This is a genomic window from Streptomyces spirodelae (genome assembly GCF_017676385.1).
Taxonomy (GTDB): domain Bacteria; phylum Actinomycetota; class Actinomycetes; order Streptomycetales; family Streptomycetaceae; genus Streptomyces; species Streptomyces spirodelae.
The window spans coordinates 99,962-119,341 of record NZ_JAFFZN010000020.1 but is presented as its reverse complement, the minus strand read 5'-3'; the positions used below and the strand labels follow the sequence as shown (position 1 = coordinate 119,341).

Genomic DNA, 19,380 nt, shown 5'->3' with positions numbered 1-19,380 from the left:
AACCGACACGACCCCGAGACATCCACAGCCGCGCCCGCGCCGAAGGCGCCGAGTGAAGCAGCGCCGAAGGCGCCGGAAGTGGCTGTGACCACGGCGGCCGCCTTCGGTTCCGAAGCGGGCCCCTACGACGTCGTCACAGGACCGGACGGCGCGCTGTGGGTGACGCTCGTGGCGGCGGGCGCCATCGCCCGCGTCGCCCCGGACGGCAGGACGACGACGTATGCGCTGGACGCCCCCGGCTGCGGCCCCACGGTGATCACACCGGGGCCGGACGGCGCCCTGTGGTTCACCCGCACCAAGGACCACCGTATCGGCCGGATCACGGTGGCGGGCCGGGCCGAGTCCTTCGCGCTGCCGACGCCGGAGTGCGGCCCGTTCGGTATCGCGGCGGGCGCGGATGGTGCGCTCTGGTTCACCGAGACCAGCGCTCACCGCGTCGGCCGTATCACCATCGAGGGAGAGGTCACCGAGTTCCCGCTGCCGGTCGCCGAGTGCTTCCCCTCCGCCCTGGTGGCGGGACCCGACGGCGCACTGTGGTGCACGCTGAACCAGGCCGACGCGATCGCCCGGGTGGCGCTCGACGGCAGCGTCACCCTGCATCGCCTGCCCACCAAGGGCGCTGCCCCGGTGGGGATCGCCTGTGGTGAGCGGGAGCTGTGGTTCGTGGAGATCGGCGCAGGGCAACTGGGCCGGATCACCCCGGACGGCCGTATCGACGAATTCCCGCTGCCCGACCGCGAGTCCAGACCGCACGCGGTGGCCGTGGCGCCGGACGGCACCTGCTGGATCACCGAGTGGGCCGGGAACCGGGTCGCCCGCCGCGACCCGTCCGGCCATATCTCGGAGCACCCGCTGCCCGTACCGGGATCGGAGCCGCACGGCCTGACCGTGGGGCCGGACGGGACGCTCCATGTCGCCCTGGAGCTGGGGGAGGTGGTCAGGATCGGCACGGGGACCCCGTAGCGGGCTCCGGGGCGAGGGGCCATTCCCGGGCCGGCGGAAATCGGCTGGCCCGGCCGGGACGGGTTCGTCAGGGTGGAGGGATGACACGCTCGTTCGCTGGACGGTCCCGGGCTTCACCGTGGAGCGCTACCGCGACCGCCTGCGGGAGCTGCACGACCGGATCGGGGCCGAGGGCCCGTTCGTCGCGCACTCGGCGCGCTTCCTCATCGAGGCGCGCAAGCCGGCCTGATCCGGCGCCGACCCGGCCGCGTTCGTTCCCGCGCGGGTCCGTGGCTCACTCCGCGCCGAAGAGCGCCAGCAGCTCCTGCTTCTCGAACATCCGGGCCGTCTCCACGGCGGAGGGCGTGCCCGCCTGCGGGTCGGCGCCCGCCTCGACCAGAATCCGCACCACCTCGTCCTCGCCCTTGAAGACCGCGCCGGCGAGCGGGGACTGGCCCCGGTCGTTGACGCGGTCGGGGTCGGCGCCCTGCGCGAGGAGGGCGCGGACGGTCTCCGGACGGCCGTGGTAGGCGGCCAGCATCAGAAGGGTGTCGCCCTTGTCGTTGCTCAGGTTCGCCGGGACGCCCGCCTTGACGTAGGCGGCGACGGTGTCCGTGTCGCCGTGCCGGGCCAGGTCGAACACCTTCTGGGCCAGTTCCAGGACCTCGGGGTCGTGTGCGGGTTCGTCGCTCGCGGGGGTGGGTGCGTCACTCATGGGGCCAGCGTACGGAGGGAGGACGGCCGAAGGCTGCTTTGGCCGGTGTCCGGTAGGGCTCACACATGGGCCAGGGGGTCGACCGTGAGCAGTATGTCGCGTAGCGAGGCCACCACCCACTCGGCGCCGGCGCGGCGCAGCTCCCGCCCCTTGCGTTCGTTGCGTGCATAGCCCACGAAGCCGACTCCGGCGGCCCGCGCCGCCGCGACATCCCGCTCGGAGTCCCCGATCATCACCGTTTCGGCGGCCTCGGTGCCCGCCGATTCCAGGGCCCGCAGCACACAGTCCGGGTCGGGCTTCAGCTTGAGCGCGGCTCCGTCGCACACCCGGCCGCACACCCGGCTGGGGGCACTTCCCGGCCGCCGAGCGGGGGAGAATGCCTCCAGCAGCGAGCGTCCGGCGAGATAGCGCTCGACGGCCTCGGCGGAGTTGTCGGTGGCGACGGCGACCCTACGTCCCGTGGCGCACAGGGTACGTACGAGCGTGTCGGCGTATCCGGTGGGGAAGGCCACCTCGGCGGCGGCGACCTCTTCCCGCGTCAGGGACCGTTCCATCCGCTGTGCGCTCTGCGGCTCCAGCAGCGTCGGGTCGTCGAAGGCGGCGGTCAGCAGCCGCAGGGGGTCGGTGGTCTCGGGCCAGGACCCGGCGGAGCCGTCGGAGGTGGCCGCGTACGCGGCGCGGAGCCGACCGGCGACCGAGGCGGCGGTGCGCCTGGCGAAGAGGTGGCACAACGGTCCGTCGAAGTCGAATATCACGCACTGCGCCGAGCTGATCTGACGCTCCACTGCCGCCACCATCCTCTGTGTCCCCGTTCGTCGGCCGACGGGCGTACCGCCCGTACCGGCCCAGTGCCTTCGGCCAGGCAGGCAGTGATTGTCGCAGGCTCGGCCCGCGCGGTCAGCGGCTGTCGGGCCCCGATCGGCGGTCCGTGGACGCGGCGCGGAGGTCCGACCCGGCGCAGAAATCCGCGTATGCCAGTTCGACGGCGCCCGGGCTCGGTACGTCGCTCAGCTCCAGCGGCTCGGCGGCCCGTACCAGCACGTCGTGCACCAGCTTGGCCGACTGCCCCAGTTGACCGGCGAAGGCGGGCGAGTCGACGGCGTCGGCGACCGCGACAGCCTGCCGCACCACATCGGTGAAGACGGACTGGGCCCGCTTGTAGTCGAGGTAGCGCGGCAGGTCCTCGGCCAGCCGCGCGTCGGCTCCGGGCAGCAGCGGGGCGACGGTCCGCTGCCATTCCTCGACCACGCGGGCCTGCTGGGAGGCGGGGTAGCCCATCAGATACAGGTGCGTCGCCAGGTCGTAGAGCGGGTCCCCGAAGGAGGCCAGCTCCCAGTCGATGGTCCACAGCGCGTCGGCGTGATCGACGATGAAGTTGGCCCGGTGCAGGTCACCGTGGAGAAGGCAGACGGGACGGGCGCTCATCCGTGCTGCCTCTGCCGCCAGCCGCGAGCCGGGCCCCAGCGCGTCGGGCGGGATGCCGAGGCGGGCGAAGAGCGGGCCGAAGCGCGGGAGGCGTGCGCGGTAGGCGCGCTCGCGGGTGAAGTCGAGCAGCACACGCGGAAACCCGGCACTGTCGCGCTCGCCACCGCGCTCGCCGACCGTGAGCCGGCGGGCCCGTACGTCGCCGGGGCGCAGCCGGCTCAGCGAGGCGAACCGTTCCATGATCTGCCGCAGATGGACGGGTGCGACGGGCCGCCCACAGGGGGAGAGCGCCGCAAGCGTGCGGCCCTCGATGAAGCCGTGGAAGACGGTCCCGGTCGAGTGGACCCGGTGGACCGGCGGCACGCGCGGTACGCCGAGCCGGGCGAGCTCCAGCAGCAGCTCGTCCTCGGAGGCGAAGTAGCGCCGGTCGAACCAGAGGGCTCCCTGCCGGGGTTCTCCGATCTTCACCCGTCCCAGCCGGGTCAGCTCGCCCTCGGGCCGGACGACGTACCACTCGCGGTGGTAGCCGGCCAGCGGCCCGTCCACGGCGCCGACGGCTGTGGCCTGTTGCAGGGCGGGTGAGGTCATCGGCGCTGTCCTCGGGGCGGGTGGGCTGGGCCACGGAGATCACCGGGGTGCGGGAACTGTACCGGCTGCCGCCCGCCCGCCTCTCGCGGCTCCCTATCCGGTCACCCGAAGGGAAGGCATGTCACCCGAAGGCATGTCACCCGTAGGTCTGTCACCCGTAGGTCTGTCATCCGAAGGCTGTCATCCGAAGGGAACGGCGATGGTGGTCCAGAGCGAGTCGAAGAACTCCTGCGACTCCTCGACGAAGCTCGCCTCCTGTTCGTCCCGTGCTTCGGGGCCCCGGACGGAGCGGAAGAGTTTGGCGGTCAGCCCGAGGACGTCATAGAGGGCGAGCTGCTCTCCTTCGAAGGCGGCCTCCTCGTTCTTGACCACCTGGTAGTAGCCGATGAGGGCCTCGTCGCGGTTGAGCAGGTAGAGCTTGTGGGTGGGGGTGAGGGGCACCGCGCGGACGGTCAGCGAGACGTCGGTGCCGAACTGGGAGAGGGAGCTGAGGGAGTTTCTGAGGGCGTTGACGTAGGTGGTCTGTATCTGGTGCAGCCGCTCTCTGGGCTTGGGGTCTTCCGGGTCGTCTATCAGACGGGGCAGGGCCAGCCGCGCTCCGAGGCTGGGGATCAGGACGCGGGCCGTGACCGAGCGGGGGGTGAGCTGGCGGTCCATGACCTGCCGTACGGGCCAGGCCAGGGCGTTGTTGAGGGTCTCGGTGGTGAGCGAGAAGGCGTCGATGACGACGGTCTCGGACTGAAATGCCGCGTGGAGGCGGTCCGTCAGCTCCACACCGGCGCTACGGGGGGCGTCCGCGTGGTGGGTGGGTTCGGCGACGGTCGGTGAGGCGCCCCGGCCCACATGTTCCAGGAGGCCCTCCTGGGCGAGCGCGGAGAGGGCCTCGCGTACGGCGCTGCGGCCTACGGAGAACTCGGCCTCCAGCTCACGCTGGGTGGGCAGGCGGGTACCGGGCTGGAGTTCCCCGCTCCGGATGCGCTCACGGAGAGTGTCGGCGACCACGTCGCGCGGGCGGCGTCCGCTTGCGGAGGTCGGCTTCCTGGTCACAGCGATGACCATACAACTTCCGGTCATCGGCCGTCAGTTGTCAGAGAGATGTTTTCGAATGGCGGACAAGTGGGCATGTAGTAATCGAGTTGGTCACCAACTTCTGAACCTGGCAGCCAGGTTCACCAACCAGTTCCGTTCTGCTCCTTGGTCGGCCCTGAGCCATCCGCCCGTCCGATGTCGCATGGGCGAACTCCGCATTCCCAGCACAGCCGTTCCTCTCGTGCCTGAGAAGGAGGGACCGCCATGCCACTCCTCGCGCTCGCCGTAGCCGTAGCCGTCGTCGCCTTCGAACAGCTCCTCCAGGTGCGCTACGGGGTCCTCGGCCTCGTGGGCTTTCTGCTGCTGAGCATCGGCATCAAGGCCCGGCACACCGGATGCAGCACCGCCGGAGCCCTGGTGATAGCCACCTTGCTGCTCCATCCCTGACCGCACGGGGCGCTCGCCCCGGCCACGGGGGCCGCTGTCATGCCGCCTTCCCCTCCCATCAACCCACGCCACGGGGAAGGCGGCTTGACGACGGCATCCGACGATTTCACCGGCTGATCCGGTGATCGGCACCACCCGAGGTCCACGCACGAGCGAAGCCTGAGGCTGCGGAGTGTGAGGGCTGTGAGAGCTGCCGGGGCTGCGGGGACTGCGGCGGCAACCGATGAGTTCTCATGGGCCGGGTGGTCTCCACTGAGCCGGGGCGGCACGCGTCTCGGCTGAGGAAAGGCAGTGCACCGTGAAGTTGGTTCTGCAGGAGTTCCTGTCGCTGGACGGCGTGGCGCAAGGTCCCGGGTCCCCGGAGGAGGACCCCAGTGACGGGTTCACGCGGGGAGGTTGGCTCGTGCCGCATCTGGACGAGGCGTTCATGCGGATCACCACGGGCTGGCTCGACGAGGTGGACGCGTTCCTGTTCGGTCGCCATACCTATGACAACTTCGCGCGCGACTGGCCGACGATGGACGATCCGGACGACCCGGCCGCCGCCAAACTCAACGGCTTGCCGAAGTATGTGGCCACACACCGTCCGATCAAGGCCGACTGGAAGCCGACCACGGTCCTGGCCGGCGACGTGCCGGCGCAGGTCGCCGAACTCAAACGGCAACCCGGGCGGGAGGTGCAGATCCACGGCAGTGCCCGGCTCGGTGCGTCGCTGCTGGCCGCCGGGCTGGTCGACGAGTTGCGGCTGATGGTCGCGCCGGTCGTCGTGGGTAGCGGCCGGCGGCTGTTTCCGGAGGAGGGTGTTCCGGCCGGTCTGCGGCTGCTGAACTGCGAGACGACACCGAGCGGAGTCACGGCGCAGGTGTACGAGTCGACCGGACTTCCTCAGTACGGGACGTACGAGGCCGGCGCGCAGTCCTGAGAACTCGGCCGTGCGAGGCGGGCGGCTTTCCGGGTGGTCGGGCTGCCTCCTAGAACACGTCCGGGCACCATGGCCGTCGGGCCGTGCGGAAAAGGACCTCCGCACGCTGTGCGGCACCCTCGCGGTGCTCGGTCAGCCGGCTCAGCGCCGCCAGCCGCATGGGCGATTCGTCCCCCAGGAACAGCGCACCGAGTTCGGAGACGTCCAGCGAGAGTTCGGGGTCTTCCGTCGTGGCCGCGCACCGCGCCCCGCCGCGCGGTCCGTCCGCCTCCAGCTTGAAGCACCCGGCCGCGTAGCCGTCCTTGTCCCGCACCTGGAGCACCAGCGAGCCCTCGACGGGGTAGCTGCGGGCGGTCAGCATGCGCGGAACGTCCAGCGGCCGTATCCACAGCCAGTCGGCGTGGGCGACGGTGCGCGCGGCGCGCGGGTCCGGCAGCAGCAGCGGCAGGACGTCGTCCGGGGCGCGCAGACCTGTCCGTACCCGCTGCACCCAGTCCATCGCCAGGACGAACCGCCACAGCGCCGCCTCCCCGGCGGCCGTGGTGGCGAACAGGTCCCGCACTGTCACGGTCTGCTCGGGCTGCTTGGCCTGCCATACGTCATCGGAGGTGTAGGACACCCCGCCCTGCGGCTGCCCGTCGGCGTCGCGGTAGACGGCGTGGAAGGCGGGCGTGTAGCCGTCGTCGGGGAAGCGCAGGTCGCCGGTGGCCAGCCGCCACCACTTCTCGTCGCGGTCGACGGCGCCCTGCCGCTGCGGCCCGGTACGGAACCGCTCGTGCACGGCGGGCAGCAGCTTCCGGAACTCGGCGGCGTCCACCAACTCGACTCGTCCGCCGTCCCCCAGGTCGGCCGGGCCGGCGTAGCGCCGGTCCAGGCCCGTACGGGAGGTCAGCACCTCCCACTCGGTGGTCCAGGCCGCCGGGCCGAAGCCGTACCGTCCGTAGATCGGGTACTCGGCCGCGATCAGGCTGGCGATCGCGTCCCCGCGCTCCTTGGCCGCGCTCAGCGCGTTCGCCATCATCCCGGTCAGCAGTCCGCGCCGCCGGTGGGTGGGAGAGACGGTGACGGCGGTGACCGCGCACGCGTCCTGCGTCGCCCCGCCGGGAACGGTCATCGCCTGCGGCATCGTCCGGAAGGTGGCCACGCATCGGCCACCGTCGAAGGCGCCCTGGACCCGGGCCAGGTCGGTGCCAAGTGCACGGACCTGCGCTTCCTCGTCGGTGACGGCCGGACCGCGGAAGAACCCGGTGGAGACGGCGCGCAGCCACTCGGGGTACTCCTCGGAACCAGCCAGAGTGCGGATCTCGACACGGTTCACCATGCGATCACGCTAGGCGCACGCCCGGGCCGGGCGCACCTTGATTTTCCCGGTTCCGCAGGTGTCCTCAGAACGCCGCGCGGACCTCGCCGACCCGCACGCCGCCGCCCAGGACCGGAACCGTCCCGATCCGCTCCAGCACCGGTGAGCTCACCCCCAGGTGGACGGAGAGCGCCCGGGCCAGCACGGGGCCCAGCGCCCGCCCTGCGCCGTCCTCGATCTTGAGCGCGAGGGCGCGCCCGTCCGGCAGCGCGAACCCCTGCACCGCCTCGGCACCCATCTTGCTGACCGCGCCGGGCAGTTCCCGCATCAGCCAGCTGTCGTGCCGGCGGGTGCCGCCCACGTACTCGGGGTGGGCGCGCATCGCCTCGGCGACCCGCCCCTCGGGGGTCTGCGGCGAGGCCAGGGCCAGCGCACGGTAGCCGCGTGCGAGGCCGGTCAGCGAGACGGCCATCAGCGGGGCACCGCAGCCGTCCACACCCGTGTGCGCCACGGGGTCGCCGGTGCTCTCCTCCAGCGTCTCGCGGACCAGCTTCTGCAGCGGGTGGTCGGGGTCGAGATAGCTGTCCACGGGCCAGCCGCCTGCCCGGCAGGCGGCGAGCATCGCGGCGTGCTTGCCGGAGCAGTCCATGGCCAGCGGGGTGCGGGTGGAGCCGGCAGCCAGGAACGCCTCCGCCTCCTCCTCGTCCAGCGGGAGGGAGGCGGGGCACTTCAGATGGGACTCGGCCAGCCCGTGCTCGGCGAGCATCGTGCGGACCAGGTCGAGCTGGAAGCCCTCCCCGGAGTGACTCGCGGCAGCCAGCGCCAGCCGTTCGCCGGCCAGCTCGAGCCCCGAGCGCAGCACAGCCGACGCCTGGAACGGCTTGTTCGCCGAGCGGGGGAAGACGGGCGCCTCCGGGTCGCCCAGCGCGCAGATGACACTTCCGTCGGCCGCCAGCACCACCAGCGAGCCCCGGTGCTGCCCCTCGGTGAAGCCGGACCTGACGACCTCGGCGAGCACGGGGAGTATCTCGGGCATCTCGGGACCTTCCAGTGGTGAACGCCGGGGTGCGGCGTACGGGGCAGACGGATGTGACCCTTCACCGTAACCGGACTCGCGACGGCGCAGAACGGACACCCCTCCCCGAACCGCACGGACGTCCCCGCCCCGAACCGCTCCGACGGCTCCCGCAGCCGCTGCGCATGCCTCTCCCCGCCTACGGCAGCAGGTCGTCCACCTGTGCCTCTCCCTCCCGGTACCGGCGGGCGATCTCCGTGCTGCACTCATCGGCCGTGTGCTGGAGGGACTGGCGGCGGCGGGAGACCTGTTGCTCGTAGCGCACGAGCCGGGCCATCGCGTCGTGCAGCTCGCCGTCGGTGCGGGCCTCGAGGTCGCTCAGCTCCACCTCGGCCAGCATCTCCTCGGCCAGCGTGCGGTACTCCTCGCTGCGCGGTGCGGCGAGTGTCACATGCCGCGCCGAGGAGCGGTGGCTGGGCGGGCCGTCGGCGAGGATCTGCGGCAGCAGGTCGAGCAGCGGTGACCCTGCCGAGCTGCGCCGGGCCACCTCGGCACGGAGGATGTCGATACGCCCCTGGAGCAGTCTGCGTACATAGCTCAGATCCGCCTCGTCCTGCTGGGCCGAGCGCCGCAGGACCCGCAGTTCGCGCAGGCACAGCGCGTGCAGATCCGGCTGCTCCGGCTCACGCAGGACCTCCAGGGCCCCGGACTGTCGCGGTGTCCGGGACCGGCCCGCTCCGGTTGTGCTCATGGGCTTGTGTCCCCTCATCCCATTGCGCGGTACTTGCTGAACGCACCGCGTGTGCGCATCGTGCCACTCTGTGCCCCTTGCGCGCACCGCTCCTCACCCGCCGGATGGTGGCCGTGCCCCCGCCGAACGGCGGCACGGCATCATGGCGGTCATGCGAGCAGTGGTGCAGAGAGTGGACGGCGCGCGCGTCACCGTGGACGGCGAGACCGTTGGTCAGATAGTCGGCGAAGGTCTGTGCGTGCTGGTCGGAGTCACGCACGACGACACGAAGGAGAAGGCGGCGCAGCTCGCGCGCAAGCTGTGGTCGGTGCGGATTCTGCACGAGGAGAAGTCGTGTTCGGACACCGGAGCGCCGCTGCTGGTGATCAGCCAGTTCACTCTCTACGGTGACGCGCGCAAGGGGCGGCGGCCCACCTGGAACGGCGCCGCGCCCGGTGATGTCGCCGAGCCCATGGTCGACGAGGTGGTCGCGCAGCTGCGGGCGCTGGGCGCCACCGTGGCGACCGGCGTCTTCGGCGCCGATATGAAGGTGTCCCTGACGAACGACGGCCCCTTCACCGTGCTGCTGGAGGTGTGAGGGCCTCTTCGGGGCCCTCAGCGGGCGGCGGGCCTCAGCGGACGGCGGGCCTCAGCGGACGGCGGAGTGGACGGCGCCCCCGGGAAGCGGCGGCTCAGCGGACGCCCCCCGGGGAGCGGCGGGCCTCAGGGAGCGACGACCACTTCCTGCGCGGCGGCGGTGGCGTCCGGGCCGACGATCAGCTCCGCGTCCGGATCGACGTTCCGCTTCACCAGCGCCAGCGCGATCGGCCCCAGCTCGTGGTGGCGGGCCGAGGTGGTGACGAACCCGATCTGCCGCCCCTCCAGGCCCTGGGCCGCGAGCCGTACGGCGTCGCCGTGCACCGGGAGGCGTACCTCGCTGCCGTCCAGGTGCAGAAAGACCAGCCGCCGGGGCGGTTTCCCCAGGTTGTGGACGCGCGCCACCGTCTCCTGGCCGCGGTAGCAACCCTTCTCCAGGTGCACGGCGGAGCCGATCCAGCCCACCTCATGGGGGATGGTCCGGTGGTCGGTCTCCATGCCCAGCCGGGGCCGCCGCGCCTCGACGCGCAGCGCCTCGTAGGCGAGCACCCCGACGGCCGGCCCGTGAGCGGCGGCGAAGCCGGTCAGCTCGCCGCGCGGCAGGAACAGGTCACGCCCGAACGAGGTCTCCCGCACGGCCAGGGCGCTGTCCGGCACCTCGGCGATGGATCCTGCGGGCAGGTGGACGACGGCCACGTCCGGCGTCCGGTCGGCGATCTCGACGCGGTAGAAGAACCGCATGCTCTCCAGGTAGGCGATCAGCTCGCCCTGCTTGCCGGGCTCGGTGTGCATCCACACCGTCGTCCCGTCGTCCACGAGTTGCAGCGCCTGTTCGATGTGCCCGTTCGCGGAGAGGATCAGCGCGTCGGTGGCCTGTCCGGGCGGGAGCTTTTCCACGTGCTGGGTCAGCAACAGGTGCAGCCAGGAGAGCCGGTCCTCGCCGGAGACGGTGACCACGCCGCGGTGTGACAGGTCCACGAATCCGGTCCCGTCGGCGAGGGCGCGCTGCTCCTTGAACAGGTCGCCGTAGTGGGCCGCCACGCCCGCGTCGGGGGCTTCGGCCGCCACCGCGCCGGGCAGGGTCAGCAGCGGGCTGGGGGCGGGAGCGGGGGCGCTGTTGCTCGAACTGCTGGAGGACATACGCCCAGCCTACGACGGGCTACGCGGCGCCCCGCGGCTTGCCGGCGGCCGGTCCGGTCCCGCCGCCCTGGCGGTCCCCCTCGGCACCGTGGTCCCCGTCGGCGTCGTCCCCGTCGGCACCGGCGTCCCCCTCGGCACCGGCGGCCCCGCCGGACTCCGCGCCGCACTTCTCGCACTGCCCGAAGATCGCGAAGTGCTTCATGTCCGTCTCGAAGCCGAAGCGTTCCCGCAGGGCCGTGGTGAAGGGCTCGGCGACGGACAGATCGGCCTCGATGACATCGGTGCAGTCCCGGCAGACCAGGTGCATATGGTGATGCCGGTCGGCCAGGTGGTAGGTGGGCGCGCCGTGCCCGAGGTGCGCGTGGGAGACCAGGCCCAGCTCCTCCAGCAGCTCCAGCGTGCGGTAGACCGTCGAGATGTTGACGCTGCCGGCCGTGCGGCGGACCTCGGCGAGGATGTCGTCGGGGGTCGAGTGCTCCAGCTTGTCCACGGCCTCCAGCACGAGCTGGCGCTGCGGAGTGAGCCGGTATCCGCGCGCCCTGAGGTCGCTCTGCCAGTCGGTGGTAGCCACGGGGTCCAGTGTAGAAGCGGCGCGGGCCCGGGTGCCCCCGTGGCACCCGGACCCGCGCTACTGGAAGAAGAAGGCGATCAGTTCTGGCCGGCCTTCTTCCGCTTGGCGGCGAAGACGGCCAGGCCACCGATCACGACGAGCGCACCCGCACCGCCGACGAGCAGCGGCGTGTTGGAACTGCTGCCGGTCTCGGCGAGGTCGCCGCCCTTGTCGCTGTCGCCCTTGTCGGAGCCGCCCGCCGGCGCCGGGGTGTTGGCGTCGGAGGCGTCGTCGCTGGGCTTGGACGGCTTGCTGGTGGGCTTCTGCGTGGGCTCCGAGGGCTTCGACGGCTTGTCGGAGGGCTTCTCGGTCGGCTTCTGGGTGGGCTTCTCGGTCGGCTTGGGCTTGTCGGGGTTCCAGTCCGGAGCGTTGACCGAGTACTTCATGGTCTTGGTGTTGTTGCTGGTGTCCGGGTCCGGCTTGTCGCCCTTGATGCTGGTGCGCAGCGTCTGCTTCTCGCCGGAGATGAAGCCCGGGATGTTGACGACCTCGGCCTCGTCGTTGTCCGCCTTCAGGTCGAACGAGACGACGACCTGCTTCTCGCTGAGGGACTTGACGGTGAGGTTGTGGTTGTACGCCTTGCCCCCTTCGAGGTCCCGCTTGAAGGACGGCTTGTTGCCGTTCTTACGGGTGTCGAAGTGGACGTTCTTGACCCCCGTGACGGTGAGGGTTGCCCGGGTGGCTTCGGGGCCGGTGTTGCCCACCGTGATCGAGAAGCCGTCCTTGACCTCGCCGGTGCTCCGGTTGTACAGGAAGCCGGTCGCGGCACCGGAGTGGAGGTCGGCGCCGCTGTCGTACGCGAACGCGCCTGCTGCGGTGGCCAGTTGGGCGACACCGAGTCCGCCGAGCAGCGCAGCGGTGGCGGCGGCGGAAGTAATGCGAGAACGATTCACAGAAGTGCCTTTTCCCCGTTGGGCAGCCGAGCGCAGCGGCGAGCGGGCGCGGGAAACGCGCGGCTCGGCCTCGCCGGCACTCGAGCCGGTGAATGGATTGACGCCATTCTTATCACTCGGAGGCACGCATTAGCTTGTCGACGCAGGGCGACCGGCACGGGACCCTATGCATTCGCGCAGGCTGTGACCTGGGGGTTCGCCACGCTCGCGGGGGTGAAAGAGAGTTCCCGAACCCCGCCGTGAACAAGGCGCTATTTCACAGCTTTCACAATCGTGACACCGTCGAGACGTCCGACGACTTGTCAGTTTCCCGGCCGGTGGGGGGCTGTTCAGCAAACAACAATCAACGAGCCGGGCAGCGGTCTGCCGACGGCAGTCCCGAAAAGCGTCAGCGGAAAAAAGCGATTCCGTCGTCGGGAAGATCCACGACGTCCTTGGCCCATTCCTTGGGGTCGACGATCTTCTTCAGATGCGCCGACATATAAGGCCGCAGCGGCACCTGGGGCGTGGCCTTCTCGCCCACCCACATCAGGTCGCCGTTCACATAGCCGTACAGCCGCTTGCCACCGCTGTACTCGCCCGCGGCGGCGGTGCGGGCCACCGCGTCGGTCGCCAGATCGATCTGGGGCTTCTTCTCGGCCAGCTCGCCGTACCAGACCTCCGCGATGCCCTGATCGCGGATCATCACGACCTCGACCTTGCGGTCCTTGTCGATCCGCCAGTAGCCCGTCTCCGTCTCCAGCGGTCGGACCTTCTTCCCCTCGGCGTCCAGCTCCCAGGAGTGCGAGGTGTACTCCAGGAAGTCACGCCCGTCGTGGGTGAAGGTGAGCTCCTGCCCGAAATTGCACTTGCTCTCCTCGCCCTGCTCGCCGCTCTGCGTGGTTTCGAGCGCGGCCACGCCGGCCCCGGTCCAGTTGCCGAGGAGGAAGGCGAGGGGGACGAGGTCCGGGTGGAGGTCGGACGGAATCTCGATCATGGAGCTGGTCGATCCCTAGCTGTGGCGGGGGTGGCGAGCGCTCAGCGCTGGCCCTGGTAGAGCTTCTTGAAGGTCAGCCCCGCGAAGGCCACGGTGCCGATGCAGACCAGGACCATCAGGGCGGTGAAGAATGCCTCAAGCACGGGGTGGGTCTCCTTGCGCGGTGTTCGGTGACGCGACCGAGTCTAGTCGTGGTCGCCGGGAACGGCCCTGTGAGGGGTCCCTCAGCGGAGCCCTCGGCCAGTGGCCTCTGCAGACGCCCCAGCAGACGCCCCAGTGAGCGACTCGGCAAACGACTCGGCGCACGACTCAGTAGACGAGGGCCTGCACGCCCTCGGGCATGATCTCGCTCACGAACAGCTGAGCGCCCGCGATGCGGACCCCTTCGATGACGTCCTTCTCCTCGATGCCCCTGCGGGCCGCGCACTGGGTGCACAGGGTGATACGGCCGCCCGCCTGGACCGCTGCCATCAGATCGGGCAGCGGCGCCGCGTGCGGCAGCTCGAACTCCGCGGCGCGCCCCGGGAGGGCGAACCAGGCGGACTCGCCGGTCAGCCACAGGCTCACTTCGGTGCCGCTGGCCGCCGCGACGGAGGCCACCGTGAATGCCTGCGAACACCTCTCGGGCGCGTCCGCGCCCGCGGTGACCTTGATGACGAGCTTGCTCCGGGATGCCATACGTCAAGCATATGGGGGCTCCGTCCCTGGGCCCCGCCGCCGGGACCCAGGGACGGAGCCCCCGGGGGGAAGAGCTGGGTCAGACCGCGATGGTGACCTCGGCGAGCCCGCCGTCCTGGGCCACAACGGTCCGGTCGGCGGTGCCGCCGGGCACCAGCGCGCGGACCGTCCAGGTGCCCTCGGCCGCGTAGAAGCGGAACTGGCCGGTGGCGGAGGTCGGAACCTCCGCGGTGAACTCACCGGTCGAGTCCAGCAGCCGCACGTAACCGGTGACGGGCTCCCCGTCACGGGTCACGCTGCCCTGGATGGTGGTCTCACCGGGCTTGATGGTGGAGGCGTCGGGGCCGCCGGTCTGTGCTCCGCACATCAGAGGGGGTCCTTTCGGGAGGGAGGGGAGGGCCCGCGGTGGCCGCGAGGGTCAGTTGGAGCCGAGCTCGACGGGGACGCCGACGAGCGAGCCGTACTCGGTCCAGGAACCGTCGTAGTTCTTGACGTTCTCCTGGCCCAGCAGCTCGTGGAGCACGAACCAGGTGTGCGCGGAGCGCTCACCGATGCGGCAGTAGGCGATGGTGTCCTTGCCCAGGTCGACGCCCTCGGCCTGGTACAGCTCCGTGAGCTCGTCGTCGGACTTGAAGGTGCCGTCGTCGTTGGCCGACTTCGACCAGGGGATGTTGCGGGCGCTGGGCACGTGGCCCGGACGCTGCGACTGCTCCTGCGGCAGGTGGGCCGGGGCCAGCAGCTTGCCGCTGAACTCGTCGGGAGAGCGCACGTCCACCAGATTCTTGCTGCCGATCGCGTCGACGACCTCGTCGCGGAAGGCGCGGATGGAGGTGTCCTGCGGCTTGGCCTTGTACGCGGTGGCCGGGCGCTCGGGCACCTCGGCGACCAGGTCGCGGGAGTCCAGCTCCCACTTCTTGCGGCCGCCGTCGAGGAGCTTGACGTCCTGGTGGCCGTAGAGCTTGAAGTACCAGTAGGCGTAGGCGGCGAACCAGTTGTTGTTGCCGCCGTAGAGCACGACGGTGTCGTCGTTGGCGATGCCCTTGGCGGACAGCAGCTTCTCGAAGCCTTCCTGATCCACGAAGTCGCGGCGCACCGGGTCCTGGAGGTCCTGCTTCCAGTCGATGCGGATCGCGTTCTTGATGTGGTTCTTGTCGTAGGCCGAGGTGTCCTCGTCGACCTCGACGATCACCACCTTCGGGTCGTCGATGTGGGCCTCGACCCAGTCGGCGTCGACCAGAACGTCGCTGCGGCTCATGCTGTCTCTCCTCGTGAGGTGGGTGGATGCGGCGGAAGGCGGGCGAACAGGGGTACGCGTACGCGGCGGCACCGGCGGCGCCGTTGTGGGCCGGGCGCACGATGTCGTGTGGCCGTTGCTGTGCGCCGTGCGCCGTGCGCGCTGCGGTGCGCGCGGAGTCGTATGCGGAACTGCTCTGCGGCGCGCTGCGGGGGCGGCGCCGGAGGCGCTGTGCGTCGGCGGAACGCGCGGACGGTCAGCGGGTCAGCGGGAGCCGCGACAGAGCATGGCGGCGATGCGGCACAGGTCCACTGCCCGGCGCTTCGTGAGGTCCGCCTGTCGCTTCATACGGTCGATCGTAAGGACGAGGGCGGCCCCGTGTCACCGCCGATCCGCGATGTGAGACGGGTTCGTCCGCCATGTGGGAGTGATCGCGGGGGGAGGGGCCGGGGTGACGCGCCCCGGGCTCCCGCAGTCTCGAATACCGGACGTCAGGTCTCGCGCCTGCGCCCCGTCAGGGGCGCGGGGAACTGCTCCCCCAGCCTCTGGCCGGGAGGTGCCCCCAGTGACCACAACAAGCCCACAGCCTGCGACGCGCAGCAAGGGGCAGCCCCTGCTCAGCCGGCCGGAAAGGCATCCGTGTGCTCAGCCGGCCAGATGGACATCCGTGCCGGACATGGAGACGTCCACACCTTCCTTCGTGGTCTCGACCTTCTCCAGCTTCAGCCCCTCGGGCAGCCGGTCGATCGTGCGATCGAAGTCGATCTTCTTGCGGATCGCTTCCTCGACGCCGGGGATCTTCGAGCCGGGAACCTCGTCGGCGTGCAGCCGCACCGTGTTGCCGCCCGTCACGCTGACGGTGCTGTAGACGCTCCGCTCCAGGGTGCGGCCCACCATCGGGAGGGCCACCGCGGCGCTGACCTTCACCTGGTCCTTGCCGGAAGTGCTCTTGCCGCCGTAGCTGACCCGCACGCCGTCGTCCGCCGCCTTGGTCAGATCGGCGTAGGACAGATGCACGGTGCCGGTGGCCCGCTCGGCGACCGCGGAGCCGAAGTTGTTCGACAGCTTCACGTCGCGGGCCTCCATGCTCACCTTGCTCAGCCGCACCTGGCGGTCGCTGGTGGTGGCGGTGACGCCCTCGACCTCGACCTTCACCTTGTCAAGGTCCTTGGCGAGTACCTGGGTCAGGAAGGGGAAGCCCTCGATGGACACGGACGGTTCCCCGGACGAGGCGGAACCGAGCCGGCCCTTCAGCTTCTTCGCCACCTCGTCCTCCGCGAGGTTCACCGCGACGCGGTCGGCCGCCACGAAGAGCCCGGCGAGTACCACCAGGATCACAAGCAGTATGCGAAGTGCGCGCATCGCGTCCGTATCCCCCCAGGAGTCGGCTGGCCACGAGCCGGTCGGCCAAGTCGGCCGACTAGCTGCGAGCGTAACCCGCAAGGAGCGGTATCAGGCCAGGGGCTGGTGTGACGGACGAGGTCGGTGGGGCGTTGTTACAGCAGGTTGCGGCCCAGCAGATACAGCGCCGGAGTGGCCAGGGTGAGGGGGAGCGCGACGCCCGCCGTCATGTGCACGAACCGGGAGGGCCAGTCGTAACTGGCCACCCGCAGGCCCAGCAGCGCACAGACGCCCGCGCCCAGGCCGGTCAGCGCGCCCGGGACCGTGTCCACCCCCGTGAGCTGGCCCGTCGCAGCTCCGGCCCCCGCCGCAGCGGCGAGCGCGAACAGCACCGAGACCGGGGCGGGCAGCGGAACGGCGCGTGCGAGCGTTCCCACCGCGACGGCGGCCGCACCCACCGTCACGGCGTCGGGCTCGGTGGGGAGCAGACCGGCGGCCAGCACGGTCAGACCGATGGCGGCGAAGCCCGCGGTGAGCGCGTACAGGCGCTCGTCGGGGCTGGAGTTGTTGCGCAACTGCAGCACGAGCGAGAGCACGCACCAGACACCTGCCGCGCCGAGCAGCACCGTCGGCGCGTTCGCCGAGCCGTCGGTCAGCAGCAGCCCGGCGTCGGCCGTCAGCCCCGCGACGAACGCCAGCGCGATGCCCTGCCGGGCCGGCCACATCCCGTTCAGCCGATACCAGCCCGCCGCTGTCAGCGCCTGGAGAAGTACGAGGGCACCGGTGAGCGCCCCCTGCCCCAGCGGCGCGGTGACCGCGAGCAGCGCCGCCAGCACCGTGGTGACGGCCGCGGGCTGGAAGCCCGGCGCGATGATCGGCGACCCGGTGCGCTGCCGCGCCCCCGCCGGTGCCGACGGCACGCCGACGGCCGACGGTGCGCCGGCGGCCTCCGGGCCCGGGTCGGGCTGCGGCTGCGGGGCCGGGGCGGGAGCCTGCACGCCGTAGGGCTGAGGCTGAGGCCGGGGTCCCGGCTGCGGTTGCGGTTGCGGCTGTGGCTGTGGCTGGGCTTGGGGCTGGGGCATCGGCATCGGTTCGGAGCGGTCTTCCGGTGGGAGGGGTCCGGGAGCCCCGGGCCAGGGCGTGCCGACGGGTTCGGGCAGCGGCTGGTGCGCCGACGGTGCCTCATGGGGCCGTACGCCGGGGTCCCAGGAGGCCCCCTGTGACAGCTGCGGCGGCTGCGGGAGGTGGGGCGGCGGCGGTGCGTCGGCCCGGGTCACCTCGTAGGTGACGTCGTACGCCGGGGCCGCCGGGTCATACGAGGCGTCGTACGGCGCGTTGTACGTCGCGTCATGCGTCCCGTCGTGTGCCGCCTGGTAGGAGCCGTCATACGCGGAGGCGCCGTCGTACGCGCCCCGGTGCGCCCCGTAGGGGTCCTCGTACCGGTCCTCGTTCATCGGGCGCCTCCGGCGAACGGGGGGAGGACCTCGACGGTGCCGCCCTCGCTGAGCTGAACGGTCTCGTGGGTGCGGGTGCCGACCGGGTCGCCGTCCACCAGGAAGGAGCAGCGCAGTAGTACGCGTGCGAACTCGGGCCGCTCTGCGTGCCGCTCTCGCGCGCGCCGTAGCGCGTCCGCGAGGGTGCCGGCGTCGTACGGCTCCTCGGCGGTGCCTGCCGCGGCCTTCGCCGCCGCCCAGTAGCGGATCGTGCCGCTGGCCATGGTGGGTCCCTCTCAGCCGTCCGTGCCCTCGGTGGCGTCCGGTAGGTGATCCGGTGTGCGGCTTACATGATGGGCCCTCGCGGCCGGTGCTTGTAGCCGGGTCGCCGCCCAGTCGGCGATCCGGTCCAGCAGCGCGGCGTCGGCGGAGTTCTCCGCGTGGCCGAAACCGGGCAGCAGCCACAGCTCGGACGCTTCCGGGTCCGCCGCCTCGGCGAGGGCGAGGGGATGGTCGACAGGGAAGTAGGGGTCCTGGTCGCCGTGTACGACCAGCAGCGGTACGGGGGCGATCAGCGGGGCCGCGGCGACGGGCGAGAGGGGGACCGGGTCCCAGTCCCGGTGGTGGACGCGGGTGCGGAGCCCGTAGCGCGAGACGAGGCGGCCGAGGGGGTGCTGGATGGCCCAGTGCAGCCGCCGCATCGGCGCCGTGCCGCGGTAGTACCAGCGCGCGGGTGCGCTGACGGCGACCACGGCGTCGGCGTACGCGTCACTCCGCGCGTCTCCTGCGTCGTGTGCGCCGCCCCGGGCGGGTGTGCGCGCGACTGTGCGCCCCCTGTGCATCACCGGATCGGAGGTTGACGCTGGGTGACCGGCGGGGTGCCCGGCGCCGCGTTCGGTGCCGCGTTCGGCGCGGTGCAGCGCCCCGGCGCGGTGCAGCGCCCCGTGCCGCAGGACGACGGAGCCACCCATCGAGAAGCCGACGGTCGCCACCCGGCGGTGTCCGAACGTACGGGCCCACGCCACGGCGGCCGCCAGGTCCAGTACCTCCAGGTCACCCACGGTCGAGCGCCCGCCCGAGCGGCCGTGGCCCCGGAAGGAGAAGGTCACGACGGCCGCGTACCGGGTGAACGCGGTGGCCGCCCGGCGCAGCGCGGGCCGGTCGAGGGAGCCGGTGAAACCGTGCGCCACCACGATCACGCCCGGGTCCCCGGCCGCTTCGGCGCCGGTGGCCCTGCCCGCGTACGGCTCGTACTCGGCCTCGATGCGGACCCCGTCCGCCGCCCGCAACACGGTGCGAACCGCACCCATAGGGAAACTCTCCGTAATGGTCTGCTGGTGATCGCGAGCGACATCACATGCCGCT

General features: G+C 71.4%; 22 protein-coding genes and 1 pseudogene. 5 read left to right on the top strand and 18 right to left on the bottom strand.

Annotated features, from left to right (window positions below; all coding sequences use genetic code 11):
• The first annotated feature begins 78 nt into the window (after positions 1 to 78).
• Both JW592_RS21350 and JW592_RS21345 read left to right on the top strand, forming a co-directional pair.
• A complete protein-coding gene (locus JW592_RS21350; RefSeq protein WP_209266829.1) occupies positions 79 to 963 on the top strand; it encodes a Vgb family protein in 885 nt (294 codons plus the stop codon).
• 91 nt (positions 964 to 1,054) lie between these two features.
• A pseudogene (locus tag JW592_RS21345) lies at positions 1,055 to 1,192 on the top strand (SAM-dependent methyltransferase); the annotation flags it as partial.
• A 45-nt stretch (positions 1,193 to 1,237) separates the two neighbouring features.
• Here JW592_RS21345 and JW592_RS21340 read toward each other — a convergent pair.
• The 4 genes from JW592_RS21340 to JW592_RS21325 all read right to left on the bottom strand — a co-directional run bounded on the left by JW592_RS21340 (position 1,238) and on the right by JW592_RS21325 (position 4,717).
• Positions 1,238 to 1,657, bottom strand: coding sequence for an ankyrin repeat domain-containing protein (locus tag JW592_RS21340; protein ID WP_209266794.1), 420 nt, complete (start codon positions 1,655 to 1,657; stop codon positions 1,238 to 1,240).
• 59 nt (positions 1,658 to 1,716) lie between these two features.
• Complete coding sequence (locus tag JW592_RS21335) at positions 1,717 to 2,442, bottom strand: HAD family hydrolase (protein WP_209266793.1); 726 nt, start codon at positions 2,440 to 2,442, stop codon at positions 1,717 to 1,719.
• A gap of 112 nt (positions 2,443 to 2,554) precedes the next feature.
• Positions 2,555 to 3,670 (bottom strand): aminoglycoside phosphotransferase family protein, encoded by a 1,116-nt coding sequence (locus JW592_RS21330; protein ID WP_209266792.1) that lies wholly within the window; start codon positions 3,668 to 3,670, stop codon positions 2,555 to 2,557.
• Between the two features lie 180 nt (positions 3,671 to 3,850).
• Positions 3,851 to 4,717 carry a FadR/GntR family transcriptional regulator gene (locus JW592_RS21325; RefSeq protein WP_307805490.1) on the bottom strand — a complete coding sequence of 289 codons (867 nt, stop codon included), beginning with the start codon at positions 4,715 to 4,717 and terminating at the stop codon, positions 3,851 to 3,853.
• 246 nt (positions 4,718 to 4,963) lie between these two features.
• Between JW592_RS21325 and JW592_RS21320 the strand changes: the two genes are divergently transcribed.
• Positions 4,964 to 5,146 carry a hypothetical protein gene (locus JW592_RS21320; RefSeq protein ID WP_209266790.1) on the top strand — a complete coding sequence of 61 codons (183 nt, stop codon included), beginning with the start codon at positions 4,964 to 4,966 and terminating at the stop codon, positions 5,144 to 5,146.
• A 298-nt stretch (positions 5,147 to 5,444) separates the two neighbouring features.
• On the top strand, positions 5,445 to 6,068 hold the full coding sequence (locus JW592_RS21315) for a dihydrofolate reductase family protein (RefSeq protein WP_209266789.1): 624 nt from the start codon (positions 5,445 to 5,447) through the stop codon (positions 6,066 to 6,068).
• Between the two features lie 49 nt (positions 6,069 to 6,117).
• Here JW592_RS21315 and JW592_RS21310 read toward each other — a convergent pair whose 3' ends face one another.
• The 3 genes from JW592_RS21310 to JW592_RS21300 form a co-directional block, all read right to left on the bottom strand.
• Positions 6,118 to 7,389: a GNAT family N-acetyltransferase gene (locus JW592_RS21310; protein ID WP_209266788.1), complete on the bottom strand. Its 1,272-nt coding sequence runs from the start codon at positions 7,387 to 7,389 to the stop codon at positions 6,118 to 6,120.
• Positions 7,390 to 7,453: 64 nt separating this feature from the next.
• The gene (locus JW592_RS21305; protein WP_209266787.1) at positions 7,454 to 8,404 is read right to left on the bottom strand and encodes an asparaginase; all 951 of its coding nucleotides are present in this window, start codon (positions 8,402 to 8,404) and stop codon (positions 7,454 to 7,456) included.
• Positions 8,405 to 8,582: 178 nt separating this feature from the next.
• Positions 8,583 to 9,134: an RsiG family protein gene (locus JW592_RS21300; protein ID WP_209266786.1), complete on the bottom strand. Its 552-nt coding sequence runs from the start codon at positions 9,132 to 9,134 to the stop codon at positions 8,583 to 8,585.
• Positions 9,135 to 9,285: 151 nt separating this feature from the next.
• Between JW592_RS21300 and dtd the strand changes: the two genes are divergently transcribed.
• Positions 9,286 to 9,711 (top strand): D-aminoacyl-tRNA deacylase, encoded by a 426-nt coding sequence (gene dtd, locus JW592_RS21295; RefSeq protein WP_209266785.1) that lies wholly within the window; start codon positions 9,286 to 9,288, stop codon positions 9,709 to 9,711.
• 125 nt (positions 9,712 to 9,836) lie between these two features.
• On the opposite strand, the gene ygfZ is transcribed toward dtd, so the two are convergent.
• From ygfZ to JW592_RS21240, 11 genes are all read right to left on the bottom strand, one after another.
• Complete coding sequence (gene ygfZ, locus JW592_RS21290) at positions 9,837 to 10,850, bottom strand: CAF17-like 4Fe-4S cluster assembly/insertion protein YgfZ (protein WP_209266784.1); 1,014 nt, start codon at positions 10,848 to 10,850, stop codon at positions 9,837 to 9,839.
• Positions 10,851 to 10,869: 19 nt separating this feature from the next.
• Positions 10,870 to 11,421 carry a Fur family transcriptional regulator gene (locus tag JW592_RS21285; protein ID WP_307805489.1) on the bottom strand — a complete coding sequence of 184 codons (552 nt, stop codon included), beginning with the start codon at positions 11,419 to 11,421 and terminating at the stop codon, positions 10,870 to 10,872.
• Positions 11,422 to 11,498: 77 nt separating this feature from the next.
• Entirely contained in the window at positions 11,499 to 12,353 is an 855-nt protein-coding gene (locus JW592_RS33420; protein ID WP_209266783.1) for an LAETG motif-containing sortase-dependent surface protein, read from the bottom strand.
• 388 nt (positions 12,354 to 12,741) lie between these two features.
• The gene (locus JW592_RS21275) at positions 12,742 to 13,329 is read right to left on the bottom strand and encodes a heme-binding beta-barrel domain-containing protein (RefSeq protein WP_209266782.1); all 588 of its coding nucleotides are present in this window, start codon (positions 13,327 to 13,329) and stop codon (positions 12,742 to 12,744) included.
• A 309-nt stretch (positions 13,330 to 13,638) separates the two neighbouring features.
• Positions 13,639 to 14,007, bottom strand: coding sequence for a DsrE family protein (locus tag JW592_RS21270; RefSeq protein WP_209266781.1), 369 nt, complete (start codon positions 14,005 to 14,007; stop codon positions 13,639 to 13,641).
• 79 nt (positions 14,008 to 14,086) lie between these two features.
• Positions 14,087 to 14,374, bottom strand: coding sequence for a DUF1416 domain-containing protein (locus JW592_RS21265; RefSeq protein WP_209266780.1), 288 nt, complete (start codon positions 14,372 to 14,374; stop codon positions 14,087 to 14,089).
• 51 nt (positions 14,375 to 14,425) lie between these two features.
• Complete coding sequence (locus tag JW592_RS21260; RefSeq protein WP_209266779.1) at positions 14,426 to 15,262, bottom strand: sulfurtransferase; 837 nt, start codon at positions 15,260 to 15,262, stop codon at positions 14,426 to 14,428.
• A 624-nt stretch (positions 15,263 to 15,886) separates the two neighbouring features.
• The gene (locus tag JW592_RS21255; RefSeq protein ID WP_209266778.1) at positions 15,887 to 16,603 is read right to left on the bottom strand and encodes an LmeA family phospholipid-binding protein; all 717 of its coding nucleotides are present in this window, start codon (positions 16,601 to 16,603) and stop codon (positions 15,887 to 15,889) included.
• Positions 16,604 to 16,737: 134 nt separating this feature from the next.
• Positions 16,738 to 18,036, bottom strand: coding sequence for a hypothetical protein (locus JW592_RS21250; protein WP_209266777.1), 1,299 nt, complete (start codon positions 18,034 to 18,036; stop codon positions 16,738 to 16,740).
• A complete protein-coding gene (locus tag JW592_RS21245) occupies positions 18,033 to 18,299 on the bottom strand; it encodes a MoaD/ThiS family protein (RefSeq protein ID WP_209266776.1) in 267 nt (88 codons plus the stop codon). Before JW592_RS21245 ends, JW592_RS21250 begins: the two co-directional genes overlap by 4 nt.
• Before the next feature lie 12 nt (positions 18,300 to 18,311).
• Positions 18,312 to 19,325, bottom strand: coding sequence for an alpha/beta hydrolase (locus JW592_RS21240; protein WP_209266775.1), 1,014 nt, complete (start codon positions 19,323 to 19,325; stop codon positions 18,312 to 18,314).
• Positions 19,326 to 19,380 lie beyond the last annotated feature (55 nt).

Excerpts from the sequence above, each read along its gene's own strand:
- JW592_RS21340 (WP_209266794.1), bottom strand. The coding sequence starts at position 1,657 with ATGAGTGACGCACCCACCCCCGCGAGCGACGAACCCGCACACGACCCC.
- JW592_RS21330 (WP_209266792.1), bottom strand. The coding sequence starts at position 3,670 with ATGACCTCACCCGCCCTGCAACAGGCCACAGCCGTCGGCGCCGTGGAC.
- JW592_RS21320 (WP_209266790.1), top strand. The coding sequence starts at position 4,964 with ATGCCACTCCTCGCGCTCGCCGTAGCCGTAGCCGTCGTCGCCTTCGAA.
- JW592_RS21310 (WP_209266788.1), bottom strand. The coding sequence starts at position 7,389 with ATGGTGAACCGTGTCGAGATCCGCACTCTGGCTGGTTCCGAGGAGTAC.
- JW592_RS21305 (WP_209266787.1), bottom strand. The coding sequence starts at position 8,404 with ATGCCCGAGATACTCCCCGTGCTCGCCGAGGTCGTCAGGTCCGGCTTC.
- JW592_RS21300 (WP_209266786.1), bottom strand. The coding sequence starts at position 9,134 with ATGAGCACAACCGGAGCGGGCCGGTCCCGGACACCGCGACAGTCCGGG.
- dtd (WP_209266785.1), top strand. The coding sequence starts at position 9,286 with ATGCGAGCAGTGGTGCAGAGAGTGGACGGCGCGCGCGTCACCGTGGAC.
- ygfZ (WP_209266784.1), bottom strand. The coding sequence starts at position 10,850 with ATGTCCTCCAGCAGTTCGAGCAACAGCGCCCCCGCTCCCGCCCCCAGC.
- JW592_RS21275 (WP_209266782.1), bottom strand. The coding sequence starts at position 13,329 with ATGATCGAGATTCCGTCCGACCTCCACCCGGACCTCGTCCCCCTCGCC.
- JW592_RS21270 (WP_209266781.1), bottom strand. The coding sequence starts at position 14,007 with ATGGCATCCCGGAGCAAGCTCGTCATCAAGGTCACCGCGGGCGCGGAC.
- JW592_RS21265 (WP_209266780.1), bottom strand. The coding sequence starts at position 14,374 with ATGTGCGGAGCACAGACCGGCGGCCCCGACGCCTCCACCATCAAGCCC.
- JW592_RS21260 (WP_209266779.1), bottom strand. The coding sequence starts at position 15,262 with ATGAGCCGCAGCGACGTTCTGGTCGACGCCGACTGGGTCGAGGCCCAC.
- JW592_RS21255 (WP_209266778.1), bottom strand. The coding sequence starts at position 16,603 with ATGCGCGCACTTCGCATACTGCTTGTGATCCTGGTGGTACTCGCCGGG.
- JW592_RS21250 (WP_209266777.1), bottom strand. The coding sequence starts at position 18,036 with ATGAACGAGGACCGGTACGAGGACCCCTACGGGGCGCACCGGGGCGCG.
- JW592_RS21245 (WP_209266776.1), bottom strand. The coding sequence starts at position 18,299 with ATGGCCAGCGGCACGATCCGCTACTGGGCGGCGGCGAAGGCCGCGGCA.
- JW592_RS21240 (WP_209266775.1), bottom strand. The coding sequence starts at position 19,325 with ATGGGTGCGGTTCGCACCGTGTTGCGGGCGGCGGACGGGGTCCGCATC.